This window comes from Streptomyces liangshanensis (assembly GCF_011694815.1).
GTDB classification, from domain to species: Bacteria; Actinomycetota; Actinomycetes; order Streptomycetales; family Streptomycetaceae; genus Streptomyces; species Streptomyces liangshanensis.
The window spans coordinates 6,667,636-6,687,925 of record NZ_CP050177.1; the positions used below are offsets into that span (position 1 = coordinate 6,667,636).

Below are 20,290 nucleotides of genomic sequence, written 5' to 3' on the forward strand. Positions count from 1 at the left end.
CCACCCCGCGCCAGTCGTACCCGCAAGGAGTCCGTACCCCATGACGGTGCCCACCGCTGTCGAGCACGTAGAGCCGGCGCAGCCGCCGATCACCATGTTCGGACCCGACTTCCCCTTCGCGTACGACGACTTCCTCAAGGACCCGGCCGGCCTCGGCCGGATACCGGAGAGCGCGTACGGCGCGGAGGTCGCCGTCATCGGCGGCGGGGTCTCCGGCCTCGTCGCCGCGTACGAACTGATGAAGATGGGGCTGCGACCGGTGGTGTACGAGGCCGACCGCCTCGGCGGCCGGCTCCGTACCGTCGGCTTCGAGGGCTGCGACCCGGCCCTCACCGCCGAGATGGGCGCGATGCGCTTCCCGCCGTCGTCCACCGCGCTCCAGCACTACATCGACCTGGTGGGCCTGGAGACCCGGCCCTTCCCCAACCCGCTGGCCGCGGGCACCCCGTCGACGGTCGTCGACCTCAAGGGCGAGTCCCACTACGCGAGGACCATCGACGACCTCCCGCAGGTCTACCGCGACGTGATGACCGCCTGGAACACCTGCCTGGAGGAAGGCGCCGACTTCTCCGACATGAACCGGGCCCTGCGGGAGCGCGACGTGCCGCGCATCCGGGAGATCTGGGCGCGGCTGGTGGAGAAGCTCGACAACCAGACCTTCTACGGCTTCCTCTGCGACTCGCCCGCCTTCAAGTCCTTCCGCCACCGGGAGATCTTCGGCCAGGTGGGCTTCGGCACCGGCGGCTGGGACACCGACTTCCCCAACTCGATCCTGGAGATCCTGCGGGTCGTCTACACCGAGGCGGACGACCACCACCGCGGCATCGTGGGCGGCAGCGAGCAGTTGCCGCTGCGGCTCTGGGCGGACGCGCCGGAGACGATGGCGCACTGGCCGGCCGGCACCTCGCTGAAGTCGCTGCACGCGGACGGCGAGCCGCGCCCCGCGGTGACCCGGCTGCACCGGACCGCGGGCAACCGCGTCACGGTCACGGACGCGTCGGGCCGGATCCGTACGTACCGTGCCGCGATCTTCACCGCCCAGTCCTGGCTGCTGCTCTCCAAGATCGCCTGTGACGACTCGCTCTTCCCGATCGACCACTGGACGGCGATGGAGCGCACCCACTACATGGAGTCGTCCAAGCTGTTCGTGCCGGTCGACCGGCCGTTCTGGCGCGACGAGGCGCGTGACGACCAGGGGCGGCCCACCGGGCGGGACGTGATGTCGATGACCCTCACGGACCGGATGACGCGCGGTACGTACCTGCTGGAGAACGGTCCTGACGAGCCGGCCGTCATCTGCCTCTCGTACACCTGGTGCGACGACAGCCTCAAGTGGCTGCCGCTGTCGGCCGAGGAGCGGATGGAGGTCATGCTCAGCTCGCTGCGCGAGATCTACCCGCGGGTCGACATACGGCGGCACATCATCGGCAGTCCGGTGACGGTGTCCTGGGAGAACGAGCCCTACTTCATGGGCGCGTTCAAGGCGAACCTGCCCGGTCACTACCGTTACCAGCGGCGGCTGTTCACGCACTTCATGCAGGACCGGCTGCCCGCGGACAAGCGGGGGATCTTCCTGGCCGGGGACGACATCTCGTGGACGGCGGGGTGGGCCGAGGGCGCCGTCCAGACCGCGCTGAACGCGGTGTGGGGAGTCATGAACCACTTCGGCGGCGGTACGGATCCCGCGAACCCGGGGCCCGGTGACGTGTTCGACGCGATCGCGCCGGTCGAGCTGCCGGAGGACTGAGCGCGGGGTTTCCGCCCGAGCGCGGGGTCCTCGCCGGACACGTATGCCCAGAGCTGGTCCCATCCGTGAATCGTGTGCGAACCATTGTGAGTTGTGGAGGGCACCTCTACGCTCCAACGGTCTCGTTCGTGAATGACGTTCACATACATGATGGGAGCGCTCGATGAGCGGAACCCCCCGAAGGCGCCTGAGGACCCTGATCGCCGCCGCGTTCACCGCCGCGGCCGTCCTGGTCCCCGCCGCCTCCTCCTCCGCGGCCCCCGCCGTCCCCGCCACCCCGGTGATCGACGGGAAGCGGCTCCAACAGGCCCGTATCGCCCTGGACAAGGGCGACCCCGCCCTCAGGAAGGCGGTCAAGTCCCTGACCGCACAGGCCGATTCGTGGCTCGGGCAGGGCCCCTGGACCGTGGTCGACAAGCCGAGGCCGGCGCCGAGCGGCGATCCGCACGACTACCTCAGCCAGGCGCCGTACTGGTGGGCGTCCCAGCCGAGGACGGCCGAGAACCCGTGGGGTTGTCCGTACGTGCAGCGCGACGGCGAGCGCAATCCCGAGGTCGACACGGGCACCGACCGCCCCGACCTCGGGAAGGTGTTCAACTCGACCACCACGCTCAGCCTGGCCTGGTACTACACGGGCGACAAGAAGTACTCCCAGCAGGCGGCCAAGGTGCTGCGCGCCTGGTTCGTCGATCCGGCGACGCGGATGAACCCCAACCTGAACCACGGGCAGTTCATCCCCTGCAAGTACGACGGCCGGGCGATCGGCATCATCGATTTCAGCCAGCAGTTCAGCAGCGTGCTGGACGCGCTCGCGATCCTCGACACGGGCGCGCCCGGTTGGACGAAGAGCGACCGCGACGGAATGCGCGCCTGGAACAAGAGCTTCCTCGGCTGGCTGGTCGACTCGCCCTTCGGCAAGGAGGAGTCGGCGGCCAAGAACAACCACGGCACCTTCATGGACCTCCAGGTGGCGTCCCTCGCGCTGGCCACCGGCGACAAGGCGCTCGCGCGGAAGATCGTCCTCGACGCGCGCGCCAAGCGGATCGATCCGCAGATCGCGGCCGACGGCAGCCAGCCGCAGGAGCTGGCCCGGACCCGCAGCTGGCACTACTCGACCTTCGACCTGGTCGCCTATACCCGGCTCGCCGCCATCGGCAAGCAGGTCGGCGTGGACCTCTGGGCCTACCGGGGGCCGCAGGGGCAGAGCCTGTTCAAGGCCGTCGACTACCTGCTGCCCGCCGCCACCGGGGCCGCCGCCTGGCCCCACCCCGAGCTGGAGTTCTACCGGTACGCGGCCAGCGACGTCGTCCACGCGGCGGCCGACGCCGGGGACAGCAAGGCCCGCGCGGCCGTCCCGCGACTCCAGGCACCGCCCGCCGGCGACCTCTGGGCGCTGCGGCCCGCCGCGGAACAGCTCGACTCGATCGCGGGCTAGCGGGGACCGGGGGAGGGTCCCGGGAGGTGCGAGGGGCCGGGCCGGGGAGCGGGTCCCGGGGCCGGTACGGGGGTGACTCCTGCGCCCAGGGAGGGGGTGGATAGGATGAATCCGCCCATACCGGCCGCAACGGCCGCCTCGCACCGCCCTGGAGTCCTGCCATGACCGCTGGCACCCGGCCCACCACCGACCCTGTCGAGTTCGGCGTCCTCATCCCGGTGACCGTGTACTTCGACGACTTCGACCCGATGGGCCTGCTCCACAACAGCCGCTACCCGGTGCTGGTGGAGCGGGCCTGGGTCACCTACTGGGAGCGCCACGGATTCGGCGGCCGGAAGTTCGTCGCCGCCGAGGGCGACGAGTTCAACGTCGTCAAGGACCTGCACATCGTGTTCGACCAGGCCCTGAACCAGGTGGGGGAGTACGCCGTACACCTGTGGCTGGAACCACTGGGCCGCACGTCGGCCACCGCCGGCTTCCGCGTCTGCTCGGCCGACGGCTCGGTGACGTACGCCCACGGCACCCGTACGGTGATCCGCCTCGACCCCACGACCCTGCGCCCCGTCGCCTGGAGCGACCACGTCAGGGCGCTGTCCGCGACGATGCTGCGCCCGGAGTCGGATCGCTGACGGCCGACGCCGCGCCCGGAGCGGGATCGCTGAGGCCCGACGCCGCGTCCTGAGCCGGATCGCCGGGGCCGGCCGGCCGCCGGTCGCCCGTACGCAGCACCCCGGCGCCCGCGATCAGGCCGAGGGCGAGCAGGGTCACCAGGCCGAAGGAGACCACCAGGGACGTCGCGTCGGCGACCGCCCCGATCGCGGAGGGGGCGATCAGCCCCGACGTGTACGTGATCGTCGCGACGCCCGCGATGGCCTGGCTCGGGTTCGGCCCGCTGCGCCCGGCCGCCGCGAAGGCGAGCGGCACGACCACCGCCACGCCCAGCCCCAGCAGCCCGAAGCCGCCCATGGCGACCAGCGGATGGGGCGCCAGGACCACCAGGACCCCGCCGGTCAGGGCGAGCGCGCCCCCGGTCCTGACCGTCCGTACCGCCCCGAACCGGTCCACCACCCGGTCGCCCGCCAGCCGCGCCACGGTCATGGTGAGGGCGAAGGCCGTGGTCGACGCGGCGGCGACCCCGGCCGAGGTGTCCAGCACGTCCCGGAGATAGACCGCGGACCAGTCGAGACTGGCGCCCTCCGCGAAGACCGCGCAGAACCCGACCGCCCCGATCAGCAGCGCCGAGCGCGGCGGCAGCGCGAAGTGCGGGGGCGCCTCGGCGTCCGGCGCGCTGCGCACGTCCAGGACCCGCCGGCAGGCGAGCAGGCCGAGAGCGGTCAGCACCAGCGCGGCGACCAGGTGGTGCAGCCGCGCGTCCGTGCCCAGGTGGGCGGCCACGGTCCCGGCGGCCGAGCCGATCAGCGCGCCCAGCGACCACATGCCGTGCAGGCCGGACATGATCGACTTGTCGAGGCGGTTCTCGACCTCCACCCCGAGCGCGTTCATCGCGACGTCCGCCATGCCCGACGTCGCGCCGTACACGAACAGCGCCAGGCACAGCACGTACAGGTTCGGCATCAGCGACGGCAGGATCAGGGACAGCGTCCACAGCGCCAGCAGCCCGCGCAGCGCCGTGCGGGCCCCGAGGCGGTGGCTGATCGCCCCGGCCAGCGGCATCGCGAGCGACGCGCCGATCGCGGGGAACGCGAGCGCCAGGCCGAGCTGGCCCGCGCTGATCCCGGCGTGGTCCTGGATCCAGGGGATACGGGTGGCGAAGCTGCCGGTCACGGCGCCGTGCACGCAGAAGACCGCCATCACGGCCCTCCGCGCCTGCCGCAACCTCGCCTTGTCGTGGATCGTCTCGGTCGTCATCGTGTCGCGTCCTCCCCTGCCGGTCGTGTGCGTCCGCGCCGGACACCAAACGGCGAGTAAATTATCAGGAACCCTGCCTGATAGATAGCGTCCCCACCGATCCGGTCGGCGGAGCACCCGCCGGTCCGGACGACGGACCACCGGGCGAACCCGCCCGCCGGCGATCTGGAAGGATCCCCGCATGGCCGCATCCCCGAGCACCGCCCGTGCCATCAACGACCGCCTCGCGCTCCGACTCCTCCAGCAGGAGGGCCCGTTGACCGCCGGACAGCTCAAGACGATGACCGGGCTCTCCCGCCCCTCCGTCGCCGATCTGGTCGAACGGCTCCAGGGATCCGGGCTCGTCCACGTCGTCGGGGAGACCGGAGACCGCCGGCGCGGACCCAATGCCCGGGTGTACGGGATCGTCGCCGACCGCGCCCATCTCGCCGCGCTCGACGTGCGCACCCACAGCGTGTCCGTCGTGGTCTCCGACCTGCTGGGCGCGACCCTCGCCGAGGCCTCCCAGCCCATCGACGGCGACACCCCCACCGAACCGGCCGTCGAGCGGGCCGCCGCCCTCCTCGAACGCACCGCCCGCGAGGCCGGGGCCGTCCGCCTGCACAGCGTCGGCATCGGCGCGCCGGGACTGGTCGACCCGGTCAGCGGCGAACTGCGCGAGACCAGCGGCCTGCCCGCCTGGCACCGCAGGCTCGTCGCGGCCCTGCACGAGCGGCTGCCGGCCACCGTCCTGGTGGAGAACGAGACGAACCTCGCCGCCCTCGCCGAACAACGCCTCGGCGCGGCCCGCGGCCAGGACACCTTTGTCCTGCTCTGGCTCGGCCACGGCGTCGGCGCGGCCGTCATGCTCGACGGCCGGCTCCGCAGAGGCGCCTCCGGCGGCGCCGGCGAGATCGGCTTCCTGCCCGTGCCCGGCACCTCGCAGCTGCCCTCCGCGCTCGCCTGCGACGGCGGCTTCCACACCCTGGCCGGCTCGGCGGCCGTCTGCGAACTGGGCGAACGCCATGGCCTGACCCCCGACCCCCGGCCCGAGGAACTCCCCGCGGCCGCCTACGTACGCGCCGCCCTGGCCGCGGAGCGGAAGGGCGAACCGTTCCTCGTCGCCCTGGCCGAACGGCTGGCCATCGGGGCGGCGGCGGTCAGCGCCGTCATCGACCCCGGCCGGGTCGTCCTGGCCGGCGAGGTCGGCCACGCGGGCGGCCCCGCCCTCGCCGCCCGCGTCGAGGAACGCCTCGCGGCCATGACCCCGCTGCGTACGGAGGTCAGGGCCGGGACCCTGGGCGGCGCGGCGGTCCTGCGGGGCGCCCTGCTCACTGCGCGCGACGCGGCCCAGGACGCCCTGTTCGCGCCGGGCGCCGGGGATCCGGTGACCGCGCACTGACCGTCTGTGAGCCAGCCCACAGTGGTCACCCGGTTGGCCGACGATCAGCCGTGGCACACTGTTTCTGTACCAGAAGCAGCGCACTCCGGGGTCGGTGTAATTCCGAACCGGCGGTTATAGTCCGCGACCCGTCCGCAGCCAGCGGCCGGTTGACCAGGTGAGATTCCTGGACCGACGGTGAAAGTCCGGATGGGAGGCAGTGCGCGGCGGGCCATGATCGGGTATGCCGCCGTCGGCGGCTCGTCCTCGGACGAGCCGGTTCTCCGGCCCTGGCGCCCCCGTGCGTGTCCCGTTTCTCTGTCGTCATCGACAGGCCCCGGAGTCCGTGCCCCAGAGGCAGGAGGACCCGGTGGCAACGGAAGCCGAAGCGGTGACCGACGCGGACGCGATGCGTCGCGCCATCACGCTCGCCGCCCACGGACTCGGCTCCACCAGCCCGAACCCGGTCGTCGGATGCGTCGTCCTCGACGCCTCGGGTCGGCTCGCGGGCGAGGGGTTCCACCAGCGGGCCGGCGGCCCGCACGCCGAGGTCCACGCCCTGCGCGCGGCCGGCGCACGCGCCCGGGGCGGCACCGCCTACGTCACGCTCGAACCCTGCGACCACACCGGCCGGACCGGCCCCTGCTCCCAGGCGCTCGTCGACGCTGGCGTCGCCCGGGTCCTGTACGCGGTCGCCGACCCCAACCCCCGGGCGAAGGGCGGCGCCGACACCCTGCGCGCGGCCGGCGTCACCGTCGAGCGGGGCCTGCTGGAGGAGGAGGCCGAGGCCGGCAACACCGCCTGGCTGACCTCCGTACGGCTCGGCCGCCCCCACGTCGTATGGAAGTACGCCGCCACCCTCGACGGCCGGATCGCCGCCGCCGACTCCACCAGCCGCTGGATCACCTCCGCCGAGGCCCGCGCCGACGTCCACCGGCTGCGCGCCGAGGCCGACGCCGTCGTGGTCGGCTCCGGGACCGCCCGTACCGACGACCCCCACCTCGCGGTACGGGGCGTCGAGGGCGCCGTGCAACCCCTGCGGGTCGTCGTCGACACCGAGGCCACCGCCGTCCGGCCGGGCGCCCGGGTCCTGGACTCCGCCGCGCCCACCCTGATCGCCGTCGCCGAGGACGCCGACCTGAGCGGGCGGGGCCACCTCAAGGACGTCGTACGGCTGCCCCGCGCCGCGCGCGGCCTGGACATCCCCGCCCTGCTGGCCGCCCTCCACGCACGCGGCGTCCGGTCCGTCCTCCTCGAAGGCGGTCCGGCGCTGGCCGGCGCGTTCGTCGCCGCGGGCGCCGTCGACAAGGTCGTCGGCTACCTCGCCCCCGTCCTCCTGGGCGCCGGCCCGGCCGCCCTCGGGGACGCCGGAATCACCACGCTCGCCGGGGCGTTGCGACTCCGCATGACGGAGAGCACGCCCATCGGCACGGACCTGCGCGTCACCGCCGTCCCCGACCGGGACACCCCCGGGACCGCGGGCGCCACCACCGAGCCCCCCGCCACAGCCGTCCACGACAGTGCCGTCGCCGACACCGCCACCTCCGTGCCCGCCACGCCGGGCACCGCCACAAAGGAGCACTGAGTGTTCACCGGAATCGTCGAAGAACTGGGTGAGGTCACCGCCGTCGAGAATCTCGGCGACGCCTCCCGCTTCACGCTGCGCGGCCCCGTCGTCACCGACGGCGCGAAGCACGGCGACTCCATCGCCGTGAACGGTGTCTGTCTGACCGTGGTCGACCTGGACGGAGGCGCGTTCACCGCCGACGTGATGGCCGAGACGCTCGACCGCTCCAGCCTCGGCGCGCTCGCCGTCGGCTCCCCGGTCAACCTGGAACGCCCCATGGCCGTGGGCGGCCGGCTCGGCGGACACATCGTGCAGGGCCACGTGGACGGCACCGGCACGGTCGTCGAGCGGACGGTGTCCGAGCACTGGGAGATCGTCAAGGTCGCGCTCCCCGCCCACCTCACCAAGTACGTCGTGGAGAAGGGCTCCATCACCGTGGACGGCGTCAGCCTCACGGTCGTGGACGCCGGACCCGACTACTTCACCATCAGCCTCATCCCCACCACCCTCGCGCTGACCACCCTCGGCCACAAGGGCCCCGGCGACCCCGTCAACCTCGAGGTCGACGTCATCGCGAAGTACGTGGAGCGCCTGCTCGGCGCCCGATCCGAGGAGCCCGCCAAGTGAGCGCCCTGACCTGGCTCAACAGCGAGGCCTTCACCGCCGTCGGCCAGCACATCCTGTGGTCCGACATGATCGGCAACATCATCGGCCTGGGCGCCCTGGCGCTCGGCTGGCGGCGCTCGATCTGGACCTGGCCCGCCCAGTTCCTGTCCGGCGTCATCCTCGTCGGCGCCTACGCCTCCGCCGACCTCAGCGGCGGCGTGGGCAAACAACTCCTCGTCATCGGCGTGGCGTTGTGGGGCTGGCGGCTCTGGCAGCGCGGCCGACAGCAGGCGCAGGACGGCACCGTCGCCGTCCGCTTCGCCACCTGGCGCGAACGCGCCCTGCTGGCCGGCGGCACCGCCGTGGGCACCCTCGCCGTCGGCGGCCTCTTCACCGCCTTCCCACAGCTCTCCTGGAACCCCTGGCCCGACGCGTACATCTTCGTGGGCACCCTCGCCGCGATGATCGCCCAGGCCCGCGGCCTCGTGGAGTTCTGGTTCGCCTGGCTCCTGGTCGACCTCGTCGGCGTGCCCCTCGCGTTCAACAGCGGGCTCGCCTTCTCCGGTCTCGTGTACGTGATCTACCTCGCCCTCGTCCTGTGGGGGATGCGCGACTGGTGGCTGCGCTCCAGGGCCGGCGCCGTCTCCCTGGAAGGAGCAGCAGCATGACGACCACCGCACTGCCCACCTGGTACTCCACCGACAACGCCGAGGACTTCGCCCTCGACCCCGTGGAACAGGCCGTCCGGGACATCGCCGCCGGCCGGCCCGTCGTCGTTGTGGACGACGAGGACCGCGAGAACGAGGGCGACCTCGTCATCGCCGCCGAGAAGGCCACCCCGGAGATCATCGCCTTCATGATGAGCGAGTGCCGCGGCCTGATCTGCGCCCCCATGGAGGGCGCGGAACTGGACCGGCTCGCCCTGCCGCAGATGGTCGACCACAACACCGAGTCCATGGGCACCGCGTTCACCGTCTCCGTGGACGCCGGACCCGCCCACGGTGTCACCACCGGCATCTCCGCCGCCGACCGCGCCACCACGCTCCAGCTCCTCGCGGGCGGCACGGCCGGCCCCGCCGACTTCGTACGGCCCGGACACGTCTTCCCGCTGCGCGCCAGAGAAGGCGGGGTGCTCGTCCGCAACGGCCACACCGAGGCCGCCGTCGACCTCGCCCGGCTGGCCGGACTGCGCCCCGCCGGGGCCATCGTGGAGATCGCGGGCGAGGACGGCGTGATGCTGCGCCTGCCCGACCTGGTGCCGTTCGCCCGCAAGCACGGGCTCACGATCATCTCCATCGAGGACCTCATCGCGTACCGCCGTACGTCCGAGCCGGCCGTCCGCCGCGAGGCGAAGGTCCACCTGCCCACCGCCTCCGGCGACTTCACCGCGTACGGCTACCGCTCGGTCGCCGACGGCGTCGAGCACCTCGCCCTCGTCCACGGCGAGATCGGCGACGGCGAGGACGTGCTCGTGCGCGTCCACTCCGAATGCCTCACCGGCGACATCTTCGGCTCGCTGCGCTGCGACTGCGGCCCCCAGCTCCAGGCCTCCATGGACCGGATCACCGAGGCCGGGCGCGGCGTGGTCGTCTACCTGCGCGGCCACGAGGGCCGCGGCATCGGCCTGCTGTCCAAGCTGCGCGCGTACGAACTCCAGGAGCGCGGCCGGGACACCCTCGACGCCAACCTCGAACTGGGCCTGCCCGCCGACGCGCGCGACTACGCGGCCGGCGCGCGGATCCTGGACGACCTCGGCGTCCACAGCCTGCGGCTGATGACCAACAACCCGGACAAGACCTCCGCGCTGGTACGGCACGGGCTGACCGTCACCGGCCGCGAGCCGATGCCCGTCCAGGCCGGCGAGCACAACCTCCGCTACCTGCGCACCAAGCGGGACCGGATGGGGCACGACCTGCCGTGGCTGGACCCGGCCGTCGCCGTGTCCGCCTGCGGCAACCAGTAGGACACGCGGGGCCCGTACGCGTACGACCCGTACGCGACACCCCACTCGTACCACGCACCGAACGAGCTTCGAGGAGAGACGTGAGCGGCAAGGGCGCACCCGAACTGAGTGTGAAGAACTGCGGAGACCTCAGAGTCGCCGTGATCGCGGCCCAGTGGCACCAGAAGGTCATGGACGGACTCGTCGACGGAGCCCTGCGCGCCCTGCGCGAGCTGGGCATCGACGAACCGACACTGCTGCGTGTCCCCGGCAGCTTCGAACTGCCCGTCGTGGCCAAGGTCCTGGCGGACCGCGGCTACGACGCCGTGGTCGCGCTCGGCGTGGTCATCCGGGGCGGCACCCCCCACTTCGAGTACGTGTGCCAGGGGGTCACCCAGGGCCTCACGCAGGTCTCGATCGACACGGGTGTCCCCATCGGCTTCGGGGTGCTGACCTGCGACACCGAGGACCAGGCACTCGACCGCGCGGGCCTGCCCGAGTCGAACGAGGACAAGGGCCACGAGGCGGTCACCGCCGCCGTCGCGACCGCCACCGTGCTCCGGACCGTCGCCGAACCCTGGCGTTGAGACCCGGGTCGGGCCGCGTAAAGTGGGCGCCACCATGTCGAAGAAGACGTTCGAGGAGCTGTTCACCGAGCTCCAGCAGAAGGCCGCCAACGGCGACCCCGCCACCTCACGCACCGCCGAGCTGGTGGAAAAAGGCGTGCACGCCATCGGCAAGAAGGTCGTCGAAGAGGCGGCCGAGGTGTGGATGGCCGCGGAGTACGAGGGCAAGGAGGCCGCCGCCGAGGAGATCTCCCAACTCCTCTACCACGTCCAGGTGATGATGGTGGCGCGCGGCATCTCCCTCGACGACGTGTACGCCCATCTCTGAGCCGTACCGCCGCACGTCCCCGACCGGGCCACCGGGCCCGGTCGGGCCCCCTCCTCCGCACAAAGGAATCGGACCCCATGCTGCGCATCGCCATCCCCAACAAGGGCTCCCTGTCAGGACCTGCGTCGGCGATGCTCCATGAGGCCGGCTACCAGCAGCGCAAGGAGTCCAAGGAACTGGTCCTGGTCGACCCGGACAACGCGGTCGAGTTCTTCTACCTCCGCCCGCGCGACATCGCGATCTACGTCAGCTCCGGCCGGCTCGACATCGGCATCACCGGCCGCGACCTGCTGCTGGACTCCGGCGCCAGCGCCGAGGAGATCCTCCCGCTCGGCTTCGCCCGCTCCACGTTCCGCTACGCCACCAAGCCCGGCACGGCCGACGGGGTCCAGGACTTCGGCGGCATGACCGTCGCCACGTCCTACGAGGGCATCGTCGCCAAGCACCTCGCGGACAACGGCGTCGACGCCTCCGTCGTCCACCTGGACGGCGCGGTCGAGACCGCGATCGAACTGGGCGTCGCCCAGATCATCGCGGACGTGGTCGAGACCGGTACGTCCCTGCGCAACGCGGGCCTGGAGGTCATCGGCGAGCCGATCATGACCTCCGAGGCCGTGGTCATCCGGCGCACCGGCGCCGACGCCGAGTCGCCCAAGGTGCAGCAGTTCCTGCGCCGCCTCCAGGGCGTCCTGGTGGCCCGCAGCTACGTGATGATGGACTACGACTGCCGCGCCGAGCACCTGGAGCGCGCCGTGGCCCTCACCCCGGGCCTGGAGTCGCCGACCATCTCCCCGCTGCACAACGAGGGCTGGGTCGCGGTCCGCGCGATGGTCCCCGCCAAGGAGGCGCAGCGGATCATGGACGACCTGTACGAGCTGGGCGCCCGCGCGATCCTCACGACCGCCATCCACGCCTGCCGCCTCTGAGTCCGGCCCGCCCCCCACGCCGTCCCCGGCCGCCCCGATGACCCCTCCGGAAGACCGAGACCCCATGCCAGTGCTGTCCGTGCTCCCCGTCACCTTCCGGGCCACCCGTACCCGGATCGTGCTCCTCAGCGTCGGCGCCGTGATGTTCGCGGTCATCTCCGCCATCGGCATGACGCTGGACCAGCTGAACCCGGGGGAGCGGCTGAGCTTCATCGTCACCGCCGCGCTGTTCTTCGGGGTGCTCGCGCTGCTGAGCCGGCCGAAGGTCGTCGCGGACGCCGACGGGGTGACCGTGGTCAATCTCACCCGGACCCGACGGCTGGCCTGGGCCGAGATCCTGCGGGTCAACCTGCGCACCGGCGACCCCTGGGTCTTCCTGGACCTCAGCGACGGCAGCAGCCTGCCCGTCCTGGCCATCCAGCCCGGTGTCGCCAAGGAACACGCCATCCGCGACGCGCGCGCCCTGCGCGCCCTCGCCGAGTCCCACGGGACCGGCACCGACGCCCGGGACACCGGTCCCGGTGCCCCGGGGAGCGACCCCCGGGGCACCGGTGCCGGTGACGCCGGAAGCCACAACGGCTGAGCCCCTGCCCTCCACGCCCCTGTCTTGATTACTCTGGTGTGGCGGCGCCGAGTGCGCCGCGCCCCGCATCCGACGGCCGTGTCCGGCCCGTGGGGCACCCTGCGACCCGAGGAGTGACTCCCTCCAGCAATGGACGGATCATCCGGTAGTACCTGCGCCGCCCCCTTCGACGAGGCGGCGGCATGACCCTCTCCCTTCTGCTGCTCGCCGCGGCATTCCTTCTCATCCTCGCCAACGGCTTCTTCGTGGCGGCCGAGTTCGGCCTCGTCACCGTGGACCGGCCGGACGCCGAGCGCGCCGCCGCCACCGGTGACCGGCGCGCCCGCACGGTCGTCAAGGCGCTCGGCGAGCTCTCGTTCCAGCTCTCCGGCACCCAGCTGGGCATCACCATCACCTCCCTGGTCGTCGGCATGCTCGCCGAACCGGCCCTCGCCCACCTGCTCGACGGGCCGCTGACCGCGACCGGTCTGCCCGACGGCGCGGTCTCCGGGATCTCGGTGGTGGTCGGCATGCTGCTCGCCTCCGCCGTCCAGATGGTGATCGGCGAGCTGGTCCCCAAGAACTGGGCGGTCTCCAGGCCGCTCCAGGTGGCCCGGTTCGTCGCCGGACCCCAGCACCTCTTCTCGACCGCGTTCCGGCCGGTGATCACCCTGCTCAACACCGTCGCCAACCGCCTCGTCCGGATGCTGGGCGTGGAACCGACGGACGAGCTCGCCTCGGCCCGTACGCCCGGCGAGCTGGTCTCCCTGGCCCGGCACTCGGCCCAGGCGGGCACGCTCGAACAGGACACCGCCGACCTGTTCGTACGGACCCTGTCCCTCGGCCGGCTCACCGCGCAGCACGTGATGACACCCCGCGTGAAGGTCAGCGCCCTCCAGTCGGACGCGACCGCCGCGGACGTCCTCAACCTCACCCGGGCCACCGGCCTGTCCCGCTTCCCGGTCTACCGGGAGCGCATCGACGAGATCGTCGGCATGGTGCACCTCAAGGACGCGCTGGCCGTGCCCCGCGACGAGCGGGCGCGTACGGAGGCCGGGCGCATCGCCGTCCCGGCGCTGCTCGTCCCCGAGACCCTGCCCGTCCAGCAGTTGCTGGAGCGGCTCCGCAGCGAGCAGCCGATAGCCGTCGTCGTCGACGAGTACGGCGGTACGGCCGGGGTCGTCACCCTGGAGGACATCATCGAGGAGCTCGTCGGCGAGGTCAGGGACGAGCACGACGCCGAGGGCGACGGGAAGCCGGAACTGGCCCCCGTCGCCGCCGAGGACGGCAGACCCGCCTGGGAGGCCGACGGCAGCGCCCGCGTCCTCACCTTGCGGCGCATCGGCCTCGACGTGCCCGACGGCCCGTACGAGACGCTGGCCGGCCTCGTCGCCGACCTGCTGGGCCGGATCCCTGCCCCCGGGGACCGGGCCGAGCTGCCCGGCTGGCGGCTCTCCGTCCGGCGGGTGGACCGCTACCGGGCCGAGCGGGTACGGCTGGTCCGTACCGGCGACGTACCGGCGGACGGCTACCCGGGCACCCCGAAGGACCTCGCGCACGACGCGCCCGCCCCCCGGCCCGCCGGATCCCGTACGGGCGGCCCCGCGAAGGTGCCGGCGGGCGTGGCCGGGGACGGCCCGGCCGTGGGCGCCCACGACGACCCGCACGCCGGGCTCGTCGCGCAGGACGCCCCGGCGGACAGCCCCGCGATGGCGGAGGGCTCCCGATGAGCGTGCTGCAACTGGGCCTCGCCGTGCTCCTCGTCCTGGCCAACGGGTTCTTCGTCGGCGCCGAGTTCGCCCTCGTCTCCGTACGCCGCAGCCAGATCGAACCGCACGCCGCCCTCGGCTCCGCCCGCGCGCGGCAGGTGCTGCACGGCCTGGAGAACCTGCCGCAGATGATGGCGGCGGCGCAGTTCGGCATCACCGTCTGCTCGCTGACGCTCGGCGCGGTGGCCGAGCCGACCGTGGCGCACCTGCTGGAGCCGCTGTTCCACGCGGTCCGGGTGCCCGAGGGCCTCATCCATCCGCTGGGCTTCGTCATCGCCCTGGCGCTGGTGGTGTTCCTGCACCTGGTCATCGGGGAGATGGTCCCGAAGAACCTGGCCATGGCGGCCCCCGAGAAGACCGCGCTGTGGCTCAGCCCCGGCCTGGTCGGCTTCGCCCGGCTCTGCCGCCCGGTGACGGCCGCGCTGGGCGCCTGCGCCCGGCTGGTCCTGCGGGCGTTCCGGGTCGAGCCCAAGGACGAGGTGGAGGCGGTCTTCACCAGCGAGCAGCTCAACCGCCTCGTCGAGGACTCGGGCCAGGCCGGCCTGCTCGACGCGGAGGCGCAGGAGCGCCTGGAGGACGCCTTGGAGCTGGGCAGCCGCCCGGTCACCGACGTCCTGCTCGCGCGGGCCTCGCTGGTGACGGTGACGCCGTCGGTCACCCCGCGCGAGATCGAGGAGCTGACCGTACGGACCGGCTACTCGCGCTTCCCGGTGTGCGCGGAGGGCAACGCGGCCTTCATGGGCTACCTCCACGTCAAGGACGTCCTCGACCTGGAGGCGGCCGAGCGGGCCGTACCGCAGCACGTGTGGCGGCCGATGGCGACCCTGCGGGCGGAACTGCCGCTGGACGACGCCCTCACCGTGATGCGCCGGGCGGCCACGCACCTCGCCCAGGTCGCCGACGGGTCCGGGCGGGTGCTCGGGCTGGTGGCGCTGGAGGACGTGCTGGAGATGCTGGTCGGTGAGGTGCGCGACCCGTCCCACCGGGAGAACCAGGCGCTGGCGCTCTGACCCGCGCCGCGTGACGCGGGCCGGCCCTCAGGGGCCGGCCCGCCGTCGTGTCCCGCCCGCGCCGGGCTCAGGGACCCGGTGGTTCCTGCGGGCCGCGACGGGCCGGGCCGCGGCCCGACAGCACCTCGCCGTACGCCTGCATCAGGTCGGGCAGCCGCAGCGTCGCCAGGTCCTCGCGGCCCGGCGTCCCGCTGTACCCGGACAGCCGCAGATCGCGGTACGCGCAGCTCTTCTCGTACAGCGTCCGCAGGAAGCGCCCGTTCCCCAGCTCGTCGATCCAGCCCTGCTCGACGACGTGCGCGCTGATCGACCGCAGCTCGTCCACCGACTCCTCGTCCCAGGCGTCGCCGTTCTCCGCCGCCAGGACCTGGCCGATCGCGGTCAGTTCCGGCGGCCGGTAGCTGGGGAAGTCGACCCGGCTGGTGAAGCGCGACGAGAGACCGGGGTTGGTGGCCAGCAGCCGGTCCATGCCCTCCGGGTAGCCCGCCAGGATCACCACCAGGTGGTCCCGGCTGTCCTCGGCGCGCTTCAGGAGCACCTGGAGCGCCTCGTCGCCGTACGCGTCGCCCTTGCTGTAGCCGGTGTTGGAGAGGCTGTACGCCTCGTCCACGAAGAGCACCCCGCCGATCGCCGAGTCGATCAGTTCGTTCGCCTTGACCGCCGTCTGGCCGAGGAACTCGCCCACCAGGTCGGCCCGCTGGGCCTCCACGAGATGGTCGCCGCCGAGCAGCCCCAGCGCGTAGAAGACCCGTCCGAGGATGCGGGCGACGGTGGTCTTGCCGGTGCCGGAGGGGCCGGAGAAGACGAAGTGCCGTTTCGGCGGCTGGACGGGCAGCCCCTCGCCCGCCCGCAGCCTCGCCATGTTCAGCTGCGCCGAGAGGGCCTTCACCTGCCGCTTGACCGGCTCCAGGCCGACCATCCGCTCCAGTTCGGCCAGGGCGCTCGCCAGCAGCGCCGGGTCGGTGGGGCCCGCGGGGAAGCGCGGGGGAGAGGGCTGGACGGGCAGCGGCACCTTCTCCCGTACGCCGTCGAGGCTCTCGGGTACGGGAGCCGCCGGACCTCCGCCCCCGCCCGGCAGCGGCTGCGGCTCGCCGCCGAGGTGGGCCTCGGGGGCCGGCGGGATCTCCGGATCGCCCTGCGCGTCCAGCGCCTCCTGGCCGAAGCCGGCCAGCGCCACCGAGGCGAGCCCGCCGGGGTCGTCGGCGCCCTCGTACCCGTCCAGGTCCGTGATCGCCGCGAGGCGGGCGGCGGTGTCCATGAAGGACGGGTCCAGGCGGTGCACGGCGCGGTACAGAGGTAAGGCGGCGGCGCTGCGGCCGGTGCCCTCGTGGGCGCGCGCCAGCCAGTAGCGCAGCTCCTTGCGCTGCGGCTGCTCGCTGCGGCAGCGCATCAGGGCCGTGGCCAGCAGCGGTTCGGCCTGGGTGAACATCTCCAGCCTGACCCGGGCCATGCCGCCGAACAGGCCCGCCTCGATCCCCAGGAGGGTGTCGTCGACGAGCGGTTCGGTGTGCCGTACCAGCTCGTCCCAGTCCTTCACCAGGTACGCGCGGCACGCGTGGAGGAACCGCACCTGCGGATCGGCGTTCACGGGCGGCAGCCCGGCGAGCGCCCGGTCGAGTTCCGGTACGTGCCGGCCGTCCAGCCAGTGCGAGGCGTGCGCGAGCAGCAGGTCGCGGCCGCTCTCCAGCACCGGCTGCACCCACCAGCCGAGCCAGTACCAGGAGTTGAGCGTCCGGCGGTGGTGGGCGCGCTGCTCGCCGAAACGGTCGCGGTGGCGGTACATCCGGAGCAGGGCCGTCGTGGTGTCGACGCGCAGCGCGTGCAGCCCCAGCCAGCCGTCGGCCATCCCGGGATCGAGCCGGACGGCGGTCCTGAACTCCTCCTCCGCCTGCGGATACGCGCCCATGGTGTACGCGTCCACGCCACGCACCCAGGCGAGGTCGGCCGGGGCGTGCGTGCCCTGCGTGCCGATATCCATCAGGTCCCCCACAAAACGCGCACCCATGATGTCCCGCCGGGCGGGAGCCCGTCGGCAGCGTGCTGAACCACCTTGTCGCGGACGGGATTTGACCGCACCGAGATGCATCGTACCTGCGCAGGGGGTACGGGACTAAGGGCGCCGAAGGCCGGGAGGGCGCGGTGACCCACGGTGAGCGCGGGGTGCGGCGCGGGGGCCGGGAGGGGGTGAAAGGGGCAGAACGAAGCCCCCGATCACGGGGGAACAACCGGGGGCTTCGCGTCCGCGGCGGCTCCGAAAAGCCGCACATTAAGAACGTAAGACCTGTCCCACCCGTCGGTCAAGCGGAGTTGGAGCACACGCCGGGCCGAATGCCGACCGCCCGGTACGGCGGCCGGAGCTGATCACGTTGGGTGAGCGGCCGGTTCGGTTCCCGCTGTCGCGGGCGGCGGCGGAGACACCACGTACCCGCCCCGCACCTCCCGTACCAGCGCGTCGGCGAACGGCCGCGAGGGATCCTCCGCGAAGTGGCCGGTCTCCGCCACCGTCCAGCCTTCCCAGAACCCGGCCTGCGCCGGTCCGTCGCGCCGGCGCCCCCGGCGCCAGGACTCCTCGGCGCCCCGGTCCATCCACAGCAGCCGGGCGAGGTACGGCCGCAGGCCCCGCCGCCCGGCCCCGACCCCCTCGACCAGGACGACGGGGGCCGGGGCCAGCGGGCGGGGCGGGCCGAAGCGGCGGAGGTTCCAGTCGTACGGCGCGTAGCGCGCGTCCGCCCCGCGCGCCAGGGGGGCGATCACCTGGTCCAGCAGCCGGGGCAGCCACGCGAAGAGCTCGTCGTGGGTCGCGAGGTCGTCGAGGCGCAGGACGGGCGCGCCGCCGAGCGCGTCCGCGAGGCGGGCGGCGAAGGTGCTCTTCCCGGAGCCCGCGTGGCCGTCGACCGCGACCAGCCGTACCGGACCGCAGGAGGGCGGCAGGGCGCGCAGGGCGGCGGCCACGTCCGTCAGATCGTCCATCGGGCCAGCCTACGAGGGGCGGGGAGGCGGGCGGCGGCCCGGTGGCCGCCGGTCCGGCGCCGGGCGGTCCCGCAGGTCATGCCACTGGTCGGGACCAATATTGCTCGCGCCACGCGGGCCGAATCGCTGGCAGAGGGCCGTTGGGAGCCTGGATAGTTGACGACTGCCGAGCAGCCGCCCCTACCTCCCTTCCCCCCATGTCCCGCCGCTCTCGGTTCCCCCCTCACCGCTGTCGACCGGAGGTCCCCCGTGACCCGTCCCGCCTCCCGCAGAAACGTACTGGCCGCCGTGCTGGCGTCCGCCGCGTCCGCCGCCGTGGTCTCCGCCGTCCCGGCCGCCGCCCTGTCCGGCGCCCCGGCCGGGCCGCTGGTGGACAACTCCTTCTGGACCTCGTACGCCGACTGGCGGGCGGGTGAGGCCCAGGGCACCCGGGCCGTGCCGGGCGCCCGGCCGTCCCTGGTGATCGGCTCCCCCCTGGGCCGCGTCGACTACGCCGACCCGCACACCGGGCGGACGGCCGCCTGGGAGTACGGGACGTGGACCTCGCCGGTGCACCGCTCGACCGTGCCCGCCACCGAGCTGGTCGCCTCCTGGAACGCCAGGACGCCGGCCGGCACCTGGATCCAGATCGAGCTGGGGGGCGACTACTCCGACGGGACCCGGACCCCGTGGTACGTCCTCGGCCGCTGGACCTCGGGCGACGGCCCCGACGACATCCGGCGCACCTCCGTCGACGGCCAGGGCGACGGGCGCAGCGCCATCTGGACCGACACGTTCGCCGTGGACGCCCCGGCGAGCGGGCTGCGGCTGGCCTCGTACCGACTGCGCCTCACCCTGTACCGCAAGCCCGGCACCCGGCTCACGCCGACCGTGCACCGGATCGGCGCGATGGCCTCCGACATCCCCGACCGGTTCACCGTGCCGGCCTCGTCGCCCGGTCCGGCGCGGGAGCTGACCGTGCCGCGCTACTCGCAGGAGATCCACGCCGGGCAGTACCCCCAGTACGACAACGGCGGTGAGGCGTGGTGCAGCCCCACCTCCTCGCAGATGATCATCGAGTACTGGGGGCGCGGGCCCACCACCGCGGACCTCGCCTGGGTCGACCCGGCCTTCGCCGACCCGCAGGTCTGCCACGCGGCCCGCCGCACGTTCGACCACCAGTACGAGGGCTGCGGCAACTGGCCGTTCAACGCCGCGTACGCGGCGACGTACCGGGACCTGAACGCGGCCGTCACCCGCCTCGGTTCGCTGACCGACGTGGAGAACCTGGTCCGGGCCGGCATCCCCGTCATCACGTCGCAGTCGTTCCTCCAGAAGGAGCTGACCGGGGCGGGGTACGGCACGGCGGGACACCTCATGACCGTGATCGGCTTCACCGAGGCCGGGGACGTGATCGCCAACGACCCCGCCTCGCCCGACAACACCGCGGTACGGCGGGTGTACCGGCGGTCGGAGTGGGAAACCATCTGGCTCAGGACCAAGCGTCACAACGCCGCCGGGAACGTCACCTCCGGGACCGGTGGTGTGTGTTACGTCTACTGGCCCGCCGATCCCAGCACCGCCCAGCGCCACGCCCTGCGTGCCGTCGGACTGCTCTGACCGGGAGCCGGGACCACTCGCGTCGCACCGGTCT

At 73.0% G+C, this 20,290-nt stretch carries 18 protein-coding genes and 1 riboswitch; of the genes, 15 read left to right on the top strand and 3 right to left on the bottom strand.

Going from position 1 to position 20,290, the window contains the following annotated elements; genetic code table 11:
* Positions 1 to 40: 40 nt before the first annotated feature.
* The 3 genes from HA039_RS28955 (at position 41) to HA039_RS28965 (ending at position 3,811) form a co-directional block, all read left to right on the top strand.
* The gene (locus HA039_RS28955) at positions 41 to 1,747 is read left to right on the top strand and encodes a flavin monoamine oxidase family protein (protein ID WP_167034276.1); all 1,707 of its coding nucleotides are present in this window, start codon (positions 41 to 43) and stop codon (positions 1,745 to 1,747) included.
* Positions 1,748 to 1,910: 163 nt separating this feature from the next.
* A complete protein-coding gene (locus tag HA039_RS28960) occupies positions 1,911 to 3,182 on the top strand; it encodes an alginate lyase family protein (RefSeq protein WP_167034277.1) in 1,272 nt (423 codons plus the stop codon).
* 161 nt (positions 3,183 to 3,343) lie between these two features.
* Positions 3,344 to 3,811: an acyl-CoA thioesterase gene (locus HA039_RS28965; RefSeq protein ID WP_167034278.1), complete on the top strand. Its 468-nt coding sequence runs from the start codon at positions 3,344 to 3,346 to the stop codon at positions 3,809 to 3,811.
* Here the strand turns inward: HA039_RS28965 and HA039_RS28970 are convergent.
* The gene (locus tag HA039_RS28970) at positions 3,765 to 5,051 is read right to left on the bottom strand and encodes an MFS transporter (RefSeq protein ID WP_167034279.1); all 1,287 of its coding nucleotides are present in this window, start codon (positions 5,049 to 5,051) and stop codon (positions 3,765 to 3,767) included. The two genes, HA039_RS28965 and HA039_RS28970, sit on opposite strands and share 47 nt — an antisense overlap.
* Positions 5,052 to 5,232: 181 nt before the next feature.
* On the opposite strand from HA039_RS28970, the gene HA039_RS28975 reads away from it, so the two are divergent.
* The 11 genes from HA039_RS28975 (at position 5,233) to HA039_RS29025 (ending at position 15,687) form a co-directional block, all read left to right on the top strand.
* Positions 5,233 to 6,432, top strand: coding sequence for an ROK family transcriptional regulator (locus HA039_RS28975; RefSeq protein ID WP_167034280.1), 1,200 nt, complete (start codon positions 5,233 to 5,235; stop codon positions 6,430 to 6,432).
* Positions 6,433 to 6,508: 76 nt separating this feature from the next.
* A riboswitch (FMN riboswitch) is annotated at positions 6,509 to 6,639 on the top strand.
* A 181-nt stretch (positions 6,640 to 6,820) separates the two neighbouring features.
* Positions 6,821 to 7,996: a bifunctional diaminohydroxyphosphoribosylaminopyrimidine deaminase/5-amino-6-(5-phosphoribosylamino)uracil reductase RibD gene (gene ribD / locus HA039_RS28980; RefSeq protein ID WP_167037772.1), complete on the top strand. Its 1,176-nt coding sequence runs from the start codon at positions 6,821 to 6,823 to the stop codon at positions 7,994 to 7,996.
* Positions 7,997 to 8,605: a riboflavin synthase gene (locus HA039_RS28985; RefSeq protein WP_167034281.1), complete on the top strand. Its 609-nt coding sequence runs from the start codon at positions 7,997 to 7,999 to the stop codon at positions 8,603 to 8,605. It begins immediately after the preceding gene.
* Positions 8,602 to 9,252: a nicotinamide mononucleotide transporter family protein gene (locus HA039_RS28990; protein WP_167034282.1), complete on the top strand. Its 651-nt coding sequence runs from the start codon at positions 8,602 to 8,604 to the stop codon at positions 9,250 to 9,252. Before HA039_RS28985 ends, HA039_RS28990 begins: the two co-directional genes overlap by 4 nt.
* Positions 9,249 to 10,547: a bifunctional 3,4-dihydroxy-2-butanone-4-phosphate synthase/GTP cyclohydrolase II gene (locus tag HA039_RS28995; RefSeq protein ID WP_167034283.1), complete on the top strand. Its 1,299-nt coding sequence runs from the start codon at positions 9,249 to 9,251 to the stop codon at positions 10,545 to 10,547. Before HA039_RS28990 ends, HA039_RS28995 begins: the two co-directional genes overlap by 4 nt.
* Before the next feature lie 80 nt (positions 10,548 to 10,627).
* Positions 10,628 to 11,113, top strand: a complete 486-nt coding sequence (ribH, locus tag HA039_RS29000) for a 6,7-dimethyl-8-ribityllumazine synthase (protein ID WP_161310383.1) — start codon at positions 10,628 to 10,630, stop codon at positions 11,111 to 11,113.
* Positions 11,114 to 11,147: 34 nt separating this feature from the next.
* Positions 11,148 to 11,420, top strand: a complete 273-nt coding sequence (locus HA039_RS29005; RefSeq protein ID WP_161310382.1) for a phosphoribosyl-ATP diphosphatase — start codon at positions 11,148 to 11,150, stop codon at positions 11,418 to 11,420.
* A gap of 77 nt (positions 11,421 to 11,497) precedes the next feature.
* Positions 11,498 to 12,346, top strand: a complete 849-nt coding sequence (hisG, locus tag HA039_RS29010) for an ATP phosphoribosyltransferase (RefSeq protein ID WP_167034284.1) — start codon at positions 11,498 to 11,500, stop codon at positions 12,344 to 12,346.
* A 37-nt stretch (positions 12,347 to 12,383) separates the two neighbouring features.
* On the top strand, positions 12,384 to 12,929 hold the full coding sequence (locus tag HA039_RS29015) for a PH domain-containing protein (RefSeq protein ID WP_425086391.1): 546 nt from the start codon (positions 12,384 to 12,386) through the stop codon (positions 12,927 to 12,929).
* Positions 12,930 to 13,111: 182 nt separating this feature from the next.
* Positions 13,112 to 14,638 carry a hemolysin family protein gene (locus tag HA039_RS29020; RefSeq protein ID WP_243869790.1) on the top strand — a complete coding sequence of 509 codons (1,527 nt, stop codon included), beginning with the start codon at positions 13,112 to 13,114 and terminating at the stop codon, positions 14,636 to 14,638.
* Positions 14,635 to 15,687 carry a hemolysin family protein gene (locus tag HA039_RS29025; protein WP_167034286.1) on the top strand — a complete coding sequence of 351 codons (1,053 nt, stop codon included), beginning with the start codon at positions 14,635 to 14,637 and terminating at the stop codon, positions 15,685 to 15,687. Before HA039_RS29020 ends, HA039_RS29025 begins: the two co-directional genes overlap by 4 nt.
* Positions 15,688 to 15,754: 67 nt before the next feature.
* On the opposite strand, the gene HA039_RS29030 is transcribed toward HA039_RS29025, so the two are convergent.
* Both HA039_RS29030 and HA039_RS29035 read right to left on the bottom strand, forming a co-directional pair.
* Positions 15,755 to 17,665 (bottom strand): AAA family ATPase, encoded by a 1,911-nt coding sequence (locus HA039_RS29030; RefSeq protein ID WP_167034287.1) that lies wholly within the window; start codon positions 17,663 to 17,665, stop codon positions 15,755 to 15,757.
* A 383-nt stretch (positions 17,666 to 18,048) separates the two neighbouring features.
* Positions 18,049 to 18,657, bottom strand: coding sequence for a uridine kinase family protein (locus HA039_RS29035; protein WP_167034288.1), 609 nt, complete (start codon positions 18,655 to 18,657; stop codon positions 18,049 to 18,051).
* Between the two features lie 249 nt (positions 18,658 to 18,906).
* Here HA039_RS29035 and HA039_RS29040 point away from each other — a divergent pair, with 249 nt between their 5' ends.
* Positions 18,907 to 20,256, top strand: coding sequence for a peptidase C39 family protein (locus HA039_RS29040; RefSeq protein WP_167034289.1), 1,350 nt, complete (start codon positions 18,907 to 18,909; stop codon positions 20,254 to 20,256).
* Positions 20,257 to 20,290 lie beyond the last annotated feature (34 nt).